Origin of the sequence: Prauserella alba (assembly GCF_024171735.1) — a bacterium.
Taxonomy (GTDB): domain Bacteria; phylum Actinomycetota; class Actinomycetes; order Mycobacteriales; family Pseudonocardiaceae; genus Prauserella; species Prauserella alba.
In genome coordinates, this window is record NZ_JAMTCH010000003.1 from 359,241 (window position 1) to 373,286 (window position 14,046).

Genomic DNA, 14,046 nt, shown 5'->3' on the forward strand with positions numbered 1-14,046 from the left:
GCGGATTCCGGTCCGCGACCGGACCGCGAGGATGGGGCCATGGCGATCACGGTTCTGGTTCCCGACGACGACGGTATGACAGCCCTGACCGGCATCGACGGGGTTCACCCTGTCAGGTACGAACCCGGGGAGGCCCTTCCCGGGGCCGCGGTCGACGCGGAGGTGCTCGTGCCGGGCTTCGGCGTCACCGAGAAGGTGCTCTCCGAGCTGCCGAAACTGCGGCTGATCCAGTTGCGCAGTGCTGGTGCGGAGGAGTGGATCGACGTCGTGCCGCCGGGCGTGCTGCTGTCGACGTGCCGCGGCGCCCACGGCGGCAGCACCGCCGAATGGGCCGTGGCCACGTTGCTGTCGCTGTATCGCGAGCTGCCGGACTTCCAGGCCGCGCAGGCCGAGGGCGTGTGGCGGCCGCACGGCACGGACACGCTGCAGGGCAAACGGGCCGTGATCGTCGGCGCGGGGGACGTCGGCAGGCAGCTCGAACGCAGGCTCACCCCGTTCGACGTGCGCGTCACGATGGTCGGGATGACCGCCCGCGACGGCGTGCACGGTGTCGACGAGCTGCCGTCGCTGCTGGGGCAGGCCGACATCGTGGCGTTGCTGGTGCCGCTCACGTCGAAGACGCGCGGCATGGTCGACGCCGGGTTCCTCGCCGCGATGCCCGACGGGGCCGTGCTCGTCAACGCCGCCAGGGGGCCGGTCGTCGACACGGACGCGCTCCTCGACGAGCTGGCGGCGCGGCGGCTGCGCGCGATCCTCGACGTGACCGAACCCGAACCGCTGCCCGCGGGCCACCCGCTGTGGGCCGCGCCGAACGTGATGATCACGCCGCACACCGGCGGGTTCGTCGGCGGCAGGCTCGCACGCTCGTACGCCGTCGTGGCACGGGAGCTGGAACGGTACGCGGGCGGGGAGCTGCCGGAGAACCTGGTCCACGGCGAGTACTGACGCGGGGTCGTCGTCGGATCGGCTCTGCGCCGGGTGGGTTCTGCGCCGGGCGGGTTCTGGCCCGGTTGGTCAACAACCGGTATCATCGAGGCGTGCCACGACCCCGCGAGTTCGACGAGGAGCGTGTCGTCGCGGCGGTCCGCCAGGTGTTCTGGGACAAGGGCTACGCGGCGACGTCGGTGGACGATCTCATGCGCGCCAGCGGTCTCGGCAAAGGCAGCCTGTACGGCGCGTTCGGGGACAAACACGCCTTGTTCCTGCGGGTGCTCCGCGAATACAACGACGCCAACGATCGAATGCTCCGCGAGCGGCTGGCGCAGCTGCCGCGGGCCGTCGACATGGTGCGCGAGTTCGTGCACGGTCCGAGTCGTGACACCACCGGGTCATCCGCGCAGCGAGGATGTCTCCTGGCCAACAGCACGGCCGAGTTGGCGACGAGCATGCCGGACGTGGCGGCCGAGGCCCGCCGGAGCTACGACGCGACCGCCGGGATCCTGACGGAGGCGATCGAGCGGGCCCAGCGCGACGGCGACGTGGCGCCCGATGTGGATGGTGGCCAGGTCGCCTATGCGGTGCTGGCAGCCCAGCTCGGCGTGGTCGCGCTCGGGCGGACCGGGATGGGTGTAGACGCTCTTGCCTCGGTGGCCGAGTCCGCCCTGGCTCGACTGCTGCCGCCGCCGGACGCCGAGTAGCCCGCCACGCCCGGTGCCGACGGTCGAGGCCGTCGATCCACGGTGCCATTCGCGGTGCCGTTCGCGGAGCGGTCTGTGCACACACGTTCGCGTCGCACCACGGCGCGGGCCTGTGCGGGCGCGGGCGGTGCCCTTCTGGCCCGGCCGTGGTGCGGTTCAGCGCGAAGTCGCCCCGGGTATGCGTCGTCCGAGTCGACCGTCCCCGGCGCGGAGAGCTCTCAGATCTGCGCGGCGCCGCCGTCGGCCGCGAGCTCGGAACCGTTGACGTAACTCGACGCGTTCGAAGCCAGGAAAGTGGCGGCGGCAGCGATCTCCTCGGGTGTGCCGAGCCTGCCCAGCGGGGTGGCTTCCTCGGCCTGTTCCCGTGCTTCCGCGGGGACGAGGTCGAGCAGCCCCGGAGTGGGCACCGTGCCCGGAGAGAGCACGTTGACCCGGAAGTCGTACTGCCGCGCACTGTGGGCCCAGCCGCGGGCCAGGTTCCGCACCGCGGCCTTCGTCGCTGCGTAGATCTCGAGGCCGTACGGAGGGCGCGTCGCCGCACTCGAGCCGGTCAAGATGATCGATGCCCCAGGGCGAAGCAGCGGCAATGCCTTTTGGACAGTGAAGACGGTTCCCTTGACGTTGGTGGCGAACAGGGCGTCGACCTGCTCCTCGGTGACCTCGCCGAACACGGTCTCGATGCCGATACCGGCATTGGCGACCACGATGTCCACGTGCCCGGCCTGTTCCCGGACGGTGTCGTAGAGCGCGTCGAGGTCGGACGGTACGGCGGAATCGCAGACCACGGCGGTCGCGTTCGCGCCGAGCTCGACGATGGCGTCGTCGAGTGCCTCCTTGCGACGGCCGGTGATGAACACCGTGGCGCCCTCCTCGCAGAACGCGTGTGCGATCGCGAGCCCGATACCGCTGCTGCCGCCGGTCACCACTGCGACCTTGCCCGTCAGGACGGCCACGCCGCCCACCTCCTCAAGTTGTTGACCAGTACGTCCATAACTCTGCCCGATCTGGACCGCACGGTCAATAATGGTGATGTGCGACTCCGTGATCACGCCGAGGTGTGGTTCGTCGCCTCGCTGCCGGTCGATCACCTGGGGCGGATGGGCCGTTGGGGTGGTTCGGACAATGGGGTGGTTCGGGCAAGGTGTCGACCATGGTCGGTTGTTCGCGCGTCCGGCCCGCTGGTTGGCTGCCTGCCGATCATCGATCCGGCAGAGAGGACCTCCGATGGCCCCGGCCGAGTCCGCCCGACCGTCCCCCTCTTCGACACCGCGACCCACGACGCAGCTTCCGCGATCGCAGTTTCCCCATTCGCAACTTCCCGATTCGCAGCGACCGCTGCCGTCACGGCGCCGGTTCGCGCGGGCGGTGAAGACGCTCGCGGCGACGGTGCTGCTGCTCGTCGTGCCCATGGCGGGGGTGGCCTACGCCGACCCGCCCGCCGCGTTGCCCGCGAACCACGCCGAGGCCGACGGCCGATGGCAGCCGGCGTTCGACTACGACACCGACGGCTGCTATCCGACGCCCGCGATCGGTCCCGACGGCGCCCTGAACGAGGGACTCGACAACTCGGGCGCCTTGAACGGCAACTGCCGCGACGCCTCCGATCTGGACAACACGAACTCCTACTCGCGGTCCACGTGCGACGGTGACTGGTGCGCCTACCTGTACGACCTGTACTTCGAGAAGGATCAGGCCGTTCCCGGACTCGACGCGTTCGGCCACCGGCACGACATCGAGCACGTCGTCGTCTGGGTCCGTGGTGGCGACAGCGCCGAGTACGTGTCGGTGTCGGCGCACGGCGACTACTCGACCCACCCGGCCTCCGAGATGCAGTGGGAGGGCACGCACCCGAAGATCGTCTACCACAAGGACGGCGCCGGTACGCACTGCTTCCGGCTCGCCTCCACAGGCGACGAACCGCCCGAGAACCATTACGGCACCTGGCAATACCCGGACCTGGTGAGCTGGGAACACTTCCCCGATGGCATCCGTGACACCCTCACCGGCGCCGATTTCGGGAGCGCGAGCCTGGCGATCTCCGACGGCGCCTTCGCCGGCAACCTCGAGAAGGCCAAGCCCGAGGACATCGTCTTCGACCCGCACGTGTGACGAGACGTCACCATCGCGACACCGGGTGTGCCGTGGCGTTCACCCGGTCGTCGCGGTGATGCTCTACTCTGCGCGGCTATGAGCACACCCGACAACAACGTCGACGCCCCGACGACGAAGTTCGATTCCGGCAGGTTCGACGGATCCGGTTACAGCCAGCCGGAAAGCGACAGCATGCTCGCCGACGTCGAGGAAACCGCCCCCGAACCCGACCGCTGGCACGCCGGGCTGGACGTCGGCCTGCTCGTGCTGCGGCTGGGGCTCGCCGCGGTGATGGGCGCGCACGGTCTGCAGAAGCTGTTCGGCCTGTTCGACGGCCCCGGCATCGGTGGTTTCGCGGACGCGTTGTCCGGCATGGGCTACACGGGCCAGACGACGCTGCTCGCCTGGATCACCGCCGTCGCGGAGACCGGCGGCGCACTGCTGCTGGCGGTCGGCCTGTTCACGCCACTCGGCGCGGCCGCGATCCTCGGAGTCACGGTCAACATCGTCGTCGCGAAATTCCAGCTCGGTGGCGGCTTCTTCGAGGTCGAGTTCGATCTCACGCTCGCGCTCGTGGCGCTGGCACTGCTGTTCACCGGAGCAGGCCGCATCGCCGTCGACAAGAACACCCCGTGGCGCCGCAAGCCCGGTGCGTTCGGCCTGTTCGGACTACTCCTCGCCGCGGCAGCCTCCATTGTGGTCATCGTGATGTTCCGCTGAGTCCCGGCCCCCGCCCGGCCGGGCCCGTGAGCGCACTCACGCACGGCATTGCCCGCGCGTGAGTCCGCCCGGGACCGGCGGGCTCGCAACGCGAAACGGCGCCGCACCCCGGGGTGCGGCGCCGTTTCGCGTTGCCATGGGTCACGCGCCCAGGTCGCGCACCGCTCCACGGTCGGCCGACGTCGCCATCGTGGCGTAGGCCCGCAGCGCCGTGGTCACCGGACGCTGCCGTTCGGCCGGCTGCCACGGACGCTCACTGGCATCCATCTTGGCCCGTCGTTCGGCCAGCACCTCGTCGTCGACGAGCAGCTCGAGGGAACGCTCGTGGACGTCGATGCGGATCGGGTCGCCGTCCTCCACCAGGCCGATCGTGCCGCGGTCGGCGGCTTCGGGGGAGATGTGGCCGACCGAGATCCCCGACGAGCCGCCGGAGAAACGCCCGTCGGTGATCAGTGCGCACACCTTGCCCAGGCCCGCGCCCTTGAGAAACGCCGTCGGGTGCAGCATCTCCTGCATGCCGGGCCCGCCGGACGGTCCTTCGTAGCGGACGACGATCACGTCGCCGGGCTGCACCTGCTTGCCGAGAATCGCCGAGACGGCTTCCTCCTGGCTTTCGACGACCCGTGCGGGGCCTTCGAAGTGCCACAGCTCCTCGTCGATACCCGCGGACTTGATCACCGCGCCGTTCTCGGCGAGGTTGCCGCGCAGCACGGCCAGGCCGCCGTCGGCGGTGTAGGCGTGTTCGACGTCGCGGATGCAGCCGCCTGCGGCGTCGGTGTCCAACGACGACCACCGGTTCTCGGTCGAGAAGGCCTGTGTGGTGCGCACCCCGCCCGGTGCGGCGTGGAAGAGCTCGACGGCCTCCTCCGACGGCGACTCGGCGCGGATATCCCATGTGGACAGCCACCGTTCCATCGACGGCGAATGCACCGACGCGACGCCCGTGTTGAGGAGACCGCCGCGATACAGTTCGCCGAGGATCGCGGGGATTCCACCGGCCCGGTGCACGTCCTCCATGTGGTAGTCCGAGTTGGGCGCCACTTTGGACAAACAGGGCACGGATCGGCCGATCCGGTCGATGTCGCCGATCGTGAAGTCGATCTCGCCCTCCTCGGCGGCGGCGAGGACGTGCAGCACGGTGTTGGTCGACCCGCCCATCGCCATGTCGAGCGCCATGGCGTTCTCGAACGCCTCCCTCGAGGCGATGGTGCGGGGGAGGGCGGATTCGTCGTCCTCGCCGTACCAGCGGCGCGCCAGGTCGACGACGGTGCGGCCCGCGTTCTCGAACAGTGCCCGGCGCGCGGCGTGCGTGGCGAGCGTCGAACCGTTGCCCGGCAGCGACAGGCCGAGCGCCTCGGTCAGGCAGTTCATCGAGTTCGCGGTGAACATGCCCGAGCACGATCCGCAGGTCGGGCACGCCGACCGTTCGACCTCGGACAGGCCCTTCTCGTCGACCGCGTCGTTCGCCGACGCCGAGATCGTCGTGATCAGATCGCTCGACGGGTGCGCGACGCCGTCCACGACGACCGCCTTGCCGGCCTCCATCGGGCCGCCGGAGACGAACACGGTCGGGATGTTCAGGCGCATGGCGGCGTTGAGCATGCCGGGCGTGATCTTGTCGCAGTTGGAGATGCACACGAGCGCGTCCGCCTGGTGCGCGTTGACCATGTACTCCACGGAGTCGGAGATGATCTCGCGCGAGGGCAGCGAGTAGAGCATGCCCGAGTGGCCCATGGCGATGCCGTCGTCGACCGCGATCGTGTGGAACTCGCGCGCTACGCCGCCCGCCTCGGCGACCGCCTCGGCCACGATTCCGCCGAGATCCTTGAGGTGGACGTGACCGGGGACGAACTGCGTGTACGAGTTGGCGATCGCGACGATCGGCTTACCGAAGTCGCTGTCGGTCATCCCGGTCGCTCGCCACAGGGAACGTGCCCCGGCGGCGTTGCGGCCGTGGGTGGTGGTACGGGAACGCAGAGCAGGCATGCTGCCCAGGTTACGCCCGGGGTCTCATGGCGTGGACAGGTGTCGGCCCGACATGCGGTGATCGCCGCGTGGGCGGGTCCGGCATGTGGGAACGCGGGCGGAGTGGTTGCGGTGAGCGGGTCAGGAGCGCACGCGCGCCCGTCGGCGGCGTCCTGCGCACCAGGCGAGGCAGCAGGCCGCCACGGCGACGCCGTACAGGCTGCGCGTCCCGGACTGGACGAGCGATGCGGCCATGACGACCAGCAGCAGCGCGCCCGCGGCGGTGCGGACCGTGAACCCGTACAGCCGGACGTAGCCCACGATGCACACCGCATAGATGAGCACGAACACGGCGCTGCTCGCGGCGAGCGCGTCGACGGTCAGGTGCTGGTTCGACAGCAGGACGGCCAGCGTGACGGAGAACAGTGCGCCCATCGTCACCAGCGGAGCGGGCGTTCGGCGCGGCAGCGTGCCGTCGGCGGTCGCGAGGCTGAGCACGGTGCCCAGTCCGCGGACCCACGCGGCGGCGTTGATGAGCATCGCGGACACGGCCACGACGGCGACGATCACGGGCACGGGCGGGGTTTGCGCGATCTGCAGCAGACCGGCGACCGGGTCGACGTCCGAGCGGGGGACGCTCAGCGCGACGGTCACGGTGAGCGCCACGGCGAAGAAGCCGTACAGCGCCAGGGCGGCGATGCTGACCGGCAGAAAATCCCGACGTGGCTCCCGCAGTTCGCGGGCCAGGAACGTCAGGTTCTCGAAGCCGACGAAGGCCCAGAACGCCAGAAGTACGCCCGGCAGCAGGACTTCGGCCGTCTCGGTGCCGGGGACGAGGTCGACCGACGTGGGGTGCGAATCGGAGGATCCCAGCGTGCCGAGGAGGACGAGGGCGACGCCGGTCACCGTCAGTGCCGCACTGCCCGCGAGCTGGGTCCACTGCTTGGCGCCGGCGCCGTGAGCGCTGATCAGTAGTGCGGTGAGCAGCAGTGCCGCAGCGACCACTCCGGTCGCGCCGGGGACGCCGAGGCCGCGTTCGACGTAGCGGCCGGCCACGATGCAGCCCGTCGGCAGGCCGAGGACGACGACGAACAGGAACATCAGTGGCATGGCCCGGCCGATGGTGTCGCCGAGGCCGCGGGTCACGAGTGCTTGGAGCGCGTCACCGTTCGGGGACAGTCGCACGGTGTCGCGGAACATGACGAGCATCGGCACGCACAGCACGCCGGAGAGGAGCCACACGAGCAGGCTCGCCGGACCGGTCTCGGCGTAGACCGCCGACGGCAGGCTGAGGATGCCCGAGCCCGCGATCGAGCCGAACGCGAGGGGAATCGCAGCGACCCTGCCCAGTCCGCGATGTCCTGTTCCGGTCATGCGACAAGTCGACTAGAATGACAACATGTTGTCAAGTAGGAGTGGGTCGTCGTCCGGCGATGCGTCCCGGTCCGGTTCCTCGTCGGCCAAGGCGCGGGCGTACCGTGCGCTGATCGCGGACGTGTACGAACTCGCCGCGGTGAGCCGTCGGATCAGTGAGGCGGACGCGGCCGCGCGCGGCGTGACCGTCGCGCAGTGGCACGTGCTCAGCGTGTTGTCCGGCGGCGACGCGACGGTGCCGGAGATCGCGTCCCGGCTCGGACTCACCCGGCAGGCCGTGCAACGCGTGGCGGGTGAACTCGTGGGTGCGGGCCTGGCCGCCCGTCACGACAATCCGGAGCACGCACGCTCATCGCTGTACCGGGCGACCGAGGCGGGCCTGGGCAGGCTCGAGCAGTTGATCGCCGACACCGATGCGCCGCGTGCGGAGGCCGTGTCGGCCGTGTCGGTCGACGAGCTCCGTGCGGCACGGAACACGCTCCGCGCCGTGTTGACGGGCCTCGGCGGCGATTGAGGCGGTGGCGGGCGGCTCGGCGTCAGGCCGGGCTCGTCGGCCGGCCCGCCTCGTCGGTGCCCTCGGAGGAGGGTTCGGGGGCGCGGTCGGTTCCGTGGGCAGTGTCGGTTCCGTGAGTGCGGTCGGTTCCGTGTGCGGGGTCGGTTCCGTGTGCGGGGTCGGTTCCAGACCCGACGTCGTCGGCGCCGGCGCCGTTCGTGGAGTCGCTGTCGCTCGTGGAGTCGCTGTCGCTCGTGGAGTCGCTGTCCTTCGTGGACCCGGCGTCGTCTGTCAGTGCGCCGGACGGGTCGGGAATGCGGCCGCCGGACAGCAGTGACAGCACCGGCACGTGATGCAGGCGGACATAGGGGAGCCGGACGGGCGTGCCGTCGGTCGGAACCGCGCGGATCATGGCCTTTTCCGTGATCGACAGACCCGAGAGTTCCTCCCAGCGCATCGAGCGCGTTCCCGTGAGGGTGCGGACGGTCAGTCCGTCCGGGGTGGCCGTCGTGCGGACGCGCACCACCCAGACCACGACCGCGATCGGGATCAGGTACAGCAACTGCAGCCCGGGTGCGCTGAACGCGATCGGGGTGACGCAGAACAGCAGGATCGGGACGGTCAGCAGGGAGGCAGCCGGGACGCGGAACACGGCACGGCGCTGTTTGCGCACGACCTGTTCGTCACGGGCCTGCCGCTCGCCGACCTGGGTACCGGACTGCTGCGGGTCACCTGATTCGTCTGCCACACCTCGATGGTGCCACCGCAGGGTGACCTTCCGGCATTGCGGGCGGCATCTGCGCAGGGTGAACAGTGCCGCACGGGCGTCACCGGAGGCGTGGGACGTGGCGGACGAGCCAGGGGTCGGCACCCGAGTCGCGGTTCACGGCCCCCCGGATCCGAAACACGGCCCCCCGGATCCGAAACACGGTCCCCTGGGGCCGCAACACGATCCCCGGGATCTGCAACACGGCCCCCTGGATTCGCAACACGATCCCCTGGGTTCGCAACACGGCGGAGAGGTGGCGTGGGCGGCCGTCCGGATGCTCCGGGTGTCCGCTGATTGGATCAGTGTTCCAGTATTCGGAATCACTATCCCGCAGAGTTGACACTCGGATGGCGATCCGACTACCGTCACCGCTGTGACACCGCAGACGATTCTCGTACTTCCCAAGCGCGTTGACGCCGAGAGCGACGCTTAGGAAGCCGCCTCTGCATCAACGCGCGACCCTCGTACGGCCACCCCGGTCGGCGGGGGTTTTTTGATGTCGAGGTTGCGGTGTCACGGGATCGATCGGGTGACACCGGGTGAGGTCACGGCGACTCACCGCTGGACGGCCAGCACCGTGGAGGTCGCCACCGCGGCGATCGCCACGATCGCGACCGCCACGGCGACAACCGCACCCGCACAACCACAACCGCACAACCGCAACCGACCACCACGATCGGCCCCAACGGCGAACACGACAACCGGCACGACGACGAACACGGCGACGAACAGACAACCGGCCCGTCCGGACCACCCGGACGGACCGGCACCCGAGAAAGCGAACCGAGAACCGACCGAGAAGCCGACGAGCCCACCAGGATCGACTCAGCACACTCGAGAGCACCAGGACACGAGGCAGAAATCGATGACTAGCGCGACCTCGCGATCGGAATCCGGCTCCGCCGGAGACACCGGAGCCACGGACGCCTCCGAGGCGTCCCGCAAGTCCGCCCAGCCGAACGGACCCCGTCCGAAGCCCACCCCGCCCGCGGGCACCCCCGTCCGCGTCACCGGCGCCCAGTCGCTCGTACGCGCGCTCGAGGCGGTCGGCTCCGAGGTCGTCTTCGGCATCCCGGGCGGCACGATTCTGCCCGCCTACGACCCGCTCCTCGACTCGACGAAGGTCCGCCACGTGCTGGTGCGGCACGAACAGGCCGCCGGCCACGCCGCCACCGGGTACGCCCAGGCCACCGGCAAGGTGGGCGTGTGCATGGCGACGTCGGGTCCCGGCGCCACCAACCTGGTCACCCCGCTGGCCGACGCCAACATGGACTCGGTGCCGCTCGTGGCGATCACCGGGCAGCAGACGCGCGCGCTCATCGGCACCGACGCGTTCCAGGAAGCCGACATCTGCGGCATCACGATGCCGATCACCAAGCACAACTTCCTCGTCACCGACCCCGCCGACATCCCGCGGGTCATCGCGGAGGCGTTCCACCTGGCGAGCACGGGCCGTCCCGGTCCGGTGCTGGTCGACATCCCCAAGGACGTGCTGCAGGAGAACACGTCGTTCGCGTGGCCGCCGGAGATGACACTGCCCGGCTACCGGCCCACCCTGCGCCCCCACGGCAAGCAGGTCCGCGAGGCGGCGCGACTGATCTCGCAGTCCCGCAGGCCGGTGCTGTACGTCGGCGGCGGCGTGCTCAAGGCCGAGGCCTCGGAGGAGCTGGCCGAGCTGGCCGAGCTGACCGGCATCCCGGTCGCGACGACGTTGATGGCGCGCGGTGCGTTCCCCGATTCGCACGACCACCACGTCGGCATGCCCGGCATGCACGGCACCGTGTCCGCCGTCGCCGCGATGCAGCGTGCGGACCTGCTGCTGGCCCTCGGCGCGCGTTTCGACGACCGGGTCACCGGCAGGCTCGACTCGTTCGCGCCGGAGGCCACCGTCGTGCACGCCGACATCGACCCGGCCGAGATCTCCAAGAACCGCAAGGCCGACGTGCCGATCGTGGGCGACTGCAAGGAGATCCTCCGCGAGCTCATCGAAGCCGTGAAGTTCGAGCACGACCGCGGCGACCGGCCCGACCTGACCGCATGGTGGACGCAGATCAACTCGTGGCGCGACACGTTCCCGGCAGGCTACGAATGGCCGGACGACGGCGCACTCGCGCCGCAGTACGTCATCGAGCGCATCGGCGCGCTCGCCGGCCCGGACGCCTACTACACGGCGGGCGTGGGCCAGCACCAGATGTGGGCCGCCCAGTTCATCAAGTACGACCACCCGCGCAGCTGGATCAACTCCGGCGGACTCGGCACGATGGGGTTCGCCGTGCCCGCGGCGATGGGCGCGCAGTTCGGTCACCCCGAATCGCAGGTGTGGGCGATCGACGGCGACGGTTGCTTCCAGATGACCAACCAGGAACTGGCCACCTGTGCGCTCGAAGGGGCCCCGATCAAGGTCGCCGTGATCAACAACGGCAACCTGGGCATGGTGCGCCAGTGGCAGAACCTCTTCTACGCCGAGCGCTACTCCAACACCGACCTCGGTACGCACAAGCACCGCATTCCGGACTTCGCTCTCCTGGCGGAGTCGCTCGGCTGTGCGGGCCTGCGGTGTGAGACCGCCGACGAGGTCGACGACGTCATCAAACAGGCGATGGCGATCGACGACCGCCCTGTCGTGATCGACTTCGTCGTCGGCAAGGATGCTCAGGTGTGGCCGATGGTCGGCCCCGGCGCCAGCAACGACGAGGTGATGGCCGCCCGCGGCATCCGGCCGCTGTTCGACGACGACGACGTCGCCGACGGACCCGCATCCGGCGGGATCGTCGCCGACAGGGCCGTTACCGACGTGCGAGGGGAGCAGTAAGAGTCATGAGCATGCACACGCTGAGCGTCCTGGTGGAGAACGTCCCCGGCGTGCTCGCCCGTGTCTCCGGCCTGTTCTCCCGCCGGGGTTTCAACATCGAGTCCCTCGCCGTCGGGCCCACGGAGAACCCCGAGGTGTCCCGGATGACGATCGTCGTCGCCGTCGAGGAGCAACCGCTCGAACAGGTGACCAAACAGCTCAACAAGCTCGTGAACGTCATCAAGATCGTGGAACTCGACCCGGCCAGCTCCGTGCAGCGCGACCTGCTGCTGGTGAAGGTGCGGGCCGACGCCACCGTGCGCAGCCAGGTCCTCGAAACCGTGGAGATGTTCCGCGCGAAGGTGGTCGACGTCTCGCCGGAGGCGGTCACCGTCGAGGCCACGGGCACGCACGACAAACTGAACGCGCTCATGCGCATGCTGGAACCGTACGGTGTGCGTGAGCTCGTGAAATCCGGCATGGTCGCGCTCGGCCGGGGCGCCCGGTCGATCACCGCGAACTCAACCCGATAGAACCTGCGGCCGCTGAGCGCCGCCGAGCCCGCGCGTCCGCCACGAGGCGCGTCGCGGGCACATCACGCGATGGGAAAGGAAGTACCGCCCCTCATGTCAGTCGAAATCTTCTACGACGACGACGCCGATCTCGGCATCATCCAGGGCCGTAAGGTCGCCGTCATCGGGTACGGCAGTCAGGGTCACGCGCACGCGCTGAGCCTGCGCGACTCCGGCGTCGACGTCCGCATCGGCCTGGCCGAGGGTTCGAAGTCGCGCCCGAAGGCCGAGGAGGAGGGCCTGCAGGTCGGCACGGTGTCCGAGGTCTCCGCGTGGGCCGACGTGATCATGATCCTCGCGCCCGACACCAAGCAGCGCGAGATCTACACCGCCGACATCGAGCCGAACCTCAAGGCCGGTGACGCGCTCTTCTTCGGCCACGGCTTCAACATCCGGTACGACCTCATCAAGCCGCCGGCCGACGTGGACGTCGCGATGGTGGCGCCGAAGGGCCCGGGTCACCTGGTGCGCAGGCAGTTCGTCGACGGCAAGGGCGTGCCGTGCCTCATCGCCGTCGAGCAGGACCCGAGCGGCGGCGGCCAGGCGCTGGCGCTGTCGTACGCGGCCGCCATCGGTGGCGCGCGTGCCGGCGTCATCAAGACGACCTTCACCGAGGAGACCGAGACCGATCTGTTCGGTGAGCAGTCGGTCCTCTGCGGCGGTGCGTCGGCGCTCGTGCAGACGGGCTTCGAGGTGCTGACCGAGGCGGGCTACGCCCCGGAGATCGCGTACTTCGAGGTGCTGCACGAGCTCAAGCTGATCGTCGACCTGATGTACGAGGGCGGCATCGCGCGCATGCGCTACTCGATCTCCGACACCGCCGAGTACGGCGACCTCACCCGCGGTCCGCGTGTGATCACGCCCGAGGTGAAGGAGAACATGAAGGCCGTGCTGGCCGAGATCCAGGACGGCACGTTCGCCCGCGAGTGGGTCGGCGAGGACGAGGCGAACCGGCCGAACTTCGCCAAGCTGCGTGAGGCGGGCGAGCAGCACCCGATCGAGGAGACCGGCAAGAAGCTGCGCGACCTGATGTCGTGGGTCGACCGTCCGATCACCGAGACGGCCTGATTCATTCGATAGGCTCGTTCTTCCGGCGCAGACCCCCGGGACGTACGCTACGTCTTGGGGGTTTGTGCTGCTCAGGGCTACCGTGCGGGGTGATGACCGATGGCGTTGACCCTGGCGCGCCCTCGGCCGCGGGCCCGGGCGGGACCGCAGGCCCGGCCCGCGCTCAGCAGGCGAAGCACGACGTGTCGGCCGCACTGGACCTGAGCTCCGCCACGTGGACGCGGCTACGCGACAAGGCGGGCACCGAGCACGGCCCGGTCGAGTACGCGTTCGTGCGCCACACCGACGGCGTGACGTACGTCGTCCTGCGGTCCGTGCCCGGCGGCGGCACGCACGAGGCCGGCGGGCACCACCGCGGCCGGTACGACGGTCGGCACGACACGGAACCCGGGGACGGGCACGCCGCCCCCGCGCCGACCGTGCTCGTGTTCACGCCGTCGGAATGGGATGCGTTCCTCGCGGGGGTGCGCGACGGCGAGTTCGACCGGCCACCGGAATGACCGCACCGTGTCTCGGATCGATCACGGTGACGACGCGATGAGGCAACGGCCCGACCCGGATCGACG

General features: G+C 69.9%; 13 protein-coding genes. 9 read left to right on the forward strand and 4 right to left on the reverse strand.

Annotated elements, in window-relative coordinates; genetic code table 11:
• Positions 1–39 precede the first annotated feature (39 nt).
• Together LY12_RS01515 and LY12_RS01520 are read left to right on the forward strand one after the other, a co-directional pair.
• Positions 40–945: a 2-hydroxyacid dehydrogenase gene (locus LY12_RS01515; RefSeq protein WP_253852807.1), complete on the forward strand. Its 906-nt coding sequence runs from the start codon at positions 40–42 to the stop codon at positions 943–945.
• A gap of 92 nt (positions 946–1,037) precedes the next feature.
• The gene (locus LY12_RS01520) at positions 1,038–1,637 is read left to right on the forward strand and encodes a TetR/AcrR family transcriptional regulator (protein ID WP_253852809.1); all 600 of its coding nucleotides are present in this window, start codon (positions 1,038–1,040) and stop codon (positions 1,635–1,637) included.
• A gap of 218 nt (positions 1,638–1,855) precedes the next feature.
• Here LY12_RS01520 and LY12_RS01525 read toward each other — a convergent pair whose 3' ends face one another.
• Entirely contained in the window at positions 1,856–2,590 is a 735-nt protein-coding gene (locus LY12_RS01525) for an SDR family NAD(P)-dependent oxidoreductase (protein ID WP_253852811.1), read from the reverse strand.
• 454 nt (positions 2,591–3,044) lie between these two features.
• Here LY12_RS01525 and LY12_RS01530 point away from each other — a divergent pair, with 454 nt between their 5' ends.
• On the forward strand, positions 3,045–3,746 hold the full coding sequence (locus LY12_RS01530; RefSeq protein WP_253854796.1) for an NPP1 family protein: 702 nt from the start codon (positions 3,045–3,047) through the stop codon (positions 3,744–3,746).
• Between the two features lie 78 nt (positions 3,747–3,824).
• Positions 3,825–4,448, forward strand: a complete 624-nt coding sequence (locus tag LY12_RS01535) for a DoxX family protein (protein WP_253852814.1) — start codon at positions 3,825–3,827, stop codon at positions 4,446–4,448.
• Positions 4,449–4,589: 141 nt separating this feature from the next.
• On the opposite strand, the gene ilvD is transcribed toward LY12_RS01535, so the two are convergent.
• Together ilvD and LY12_RS01545 are read right to left on the reverse strand one after the other, a co-directional pair.
• Positions 4,590–6,434 (reverse strand): dihydroxy-acid dehydratase, encoded by a 1,845-nt coding sequence (gene ilvD, locus LY12_RS01540; RefSeq protein WP_253852815.1) that lies wholly within the window; start codon positions 6,432–6,434, stop codon positions 4,590–4,592.
• Positions 6,435–6,554: 120 nt separating this feature from the next.
• Complete coding sequence (locus LY12_RS01545) at positions 6,555–7,787, reverse strand: APC family permease (protein WP_253852816.1); 1,233 nt, start codon at positions 7,785–7,787, stop codon at positions 6,555–6,557.
• 25 nt (positions 7,788–7,812) lie between these two features.
• Between LY12_RS01545 and LY12_RS01550 the strand changes: the two genes are divergently transcribed.
• Positions 7,813–8,301: a MarR family winged helix-turn-helix transcriptional regulator gene (locus LY12_RS01550; protein ID WP_253852817.1), complete on the forward strand. Its 489-nt coding sequence runs from the start codon at positions 7,813–7,815 to the stop codon at positions 8,299–8,301.
• A 22-nt stretch (positions 8,302–8,323) separates the two neighbouring features.
• Here LY12_RS01550 and LY12_RS01555 read toward each other — a convergent pair whose 3' ends face one another.
• Positions 8,324–9,028: a PH domain-containing protein gene (locus LY12_RS01555; protein ID WP_253852818.1), complete on the reverse strand. Its 705-nt coding sequence runs from the start codon at positions 9,026–9,028 to the stop codon at positions 8,324–8,326.
• An 886-nt stretch (positions 9,029–9,914) separates the two neighbouring features.
• Here LY12_RS01555 and LY12_RS01560 point away from each other — a divergent pair.
• The 4 genes from LY12_RS01560 to LY12_RS01575 all read left to right on the forward strand — a co-directional run bounded on the left by LY12_RS01560 (position 9,915) and on the right by LY12_RS01575 (position 13,980).
• A complete protein-coding gene (locus LY12_RS01560) occupies positions 9,915–11,861 on the forward strand; it encodes an acetolactate synthase large subunit (protein ID WP_253852819.1) in 1,947 nt (648 codons plus the stop codon).
• 5 nt (positions 11,862–11,866) lie between these two features.
• Positions 11,867–12,373, forward strand: coding sequence for an acetolactate synthase small subunit (gene ilvN, locus LY12_RS01565; protein WP_183656297.1), 507 nt, complete (start codon positions 11,867–11,869; stop codon positions 12,371–12,373).
• Positions 12,374–12,466: 93 nt separating this feature from the next.
• Positions 12,467–13,480: a ketol-acid reductoisomerase gene (gene ilvC / locus LY12_RS01570; RefSeq protein WP_253852820.1), complete on the forward strand. Its 1,014-nt coding sequence runs from the start codon at positions 12,467–12,469 to the stop codon at positions 13,478–13,480.
• Between the two features lie 92 nt (positions 13,481–13,572).
• Complete coding sequence (locus tag LY12_RS01575; protein ID WP_253852821.1) at positions 13,573–13,980, forward strand: DUF397 domain-containing protein; 408 nt, start codon at positions 13,573–13,575, stop codon at positions 13,978–13,980.
• Positions 13,981–14,046 lie beyond the last annotated feature (66 nt).

Excerpts from the sequence above, each read along its gene's own strand:
- LY12_RS01515 (WP_253852807.1), top strand. The coding sequence starts at position 40 with ATGGCGATCACGGTTCTGGTTCCCGACGACGACGGTATGACAGCCCTG.
- LY12_RS01575 (WP_253852821.1), top strand. The coding sequence starts at position 13,573 with ATGACCGATGGCGTTGACCCTGGCGCGCCCTCGGCCGCGGGCCCGGGC.
- ilvD (WP_253852815.1), bottom strand. The coding sequence starts at position 6,434 with ATGCCTGCTCTGCGTTCCCGTACCACCACCCACGGCCGCAACGCCGCC.
- LY12_RS01530 (WP_253854796.1), top strand. The coding sequence starts at position 3,045 with ATGGCGGGGGTGGCCTACGCCGACCCGCCCGCCGCGTTGCCCGCGAAC.
- LY12_RS01560 (WP_253852819.1), top strand. The coding sequence starts at position 9,915 with ATGACTAGCGCGACCTCGCGATCGGAATCCGGCTCCGCCGGAGACACC.
- LY12_RS01550 (WP_253852817.1), top strand. The coding sequence starts at position 7,813 with ATGTTGTCAAGTAGGAGTGGGTCGTCGTCCGGCGATGCGTCCCGGTCC.
- ilvN (WP_183656297.1), top strand. The coding sequence starts at position 11,867 with ATGAGCATGCACACGCTGAGCGTCCTGGTGGAGAACGTCCCCGGCGTG.
- LY12_RS01535 (WP_253852814.1), top strand. The coding sequence starts at position 3,825 with ATGAGCACACCCGACAACAACGTCGACGCCCCGACGACGAAGTTCGAT.
- ilvC (WP_253852820.1), top strand. The coding sequence starts at position 12,467 with ATGTCAGTCGAAATCTTCTACGACGACGACGCCGATCTCGGCATCATC.
- LY12_RS01545 (WP_253852816.1), bottom strand. The coding sequence starts at position 7,787 with ATGACCGGAACAGGACATCGCGGACTGGGCAGGGTCGCTGCGATTCCC.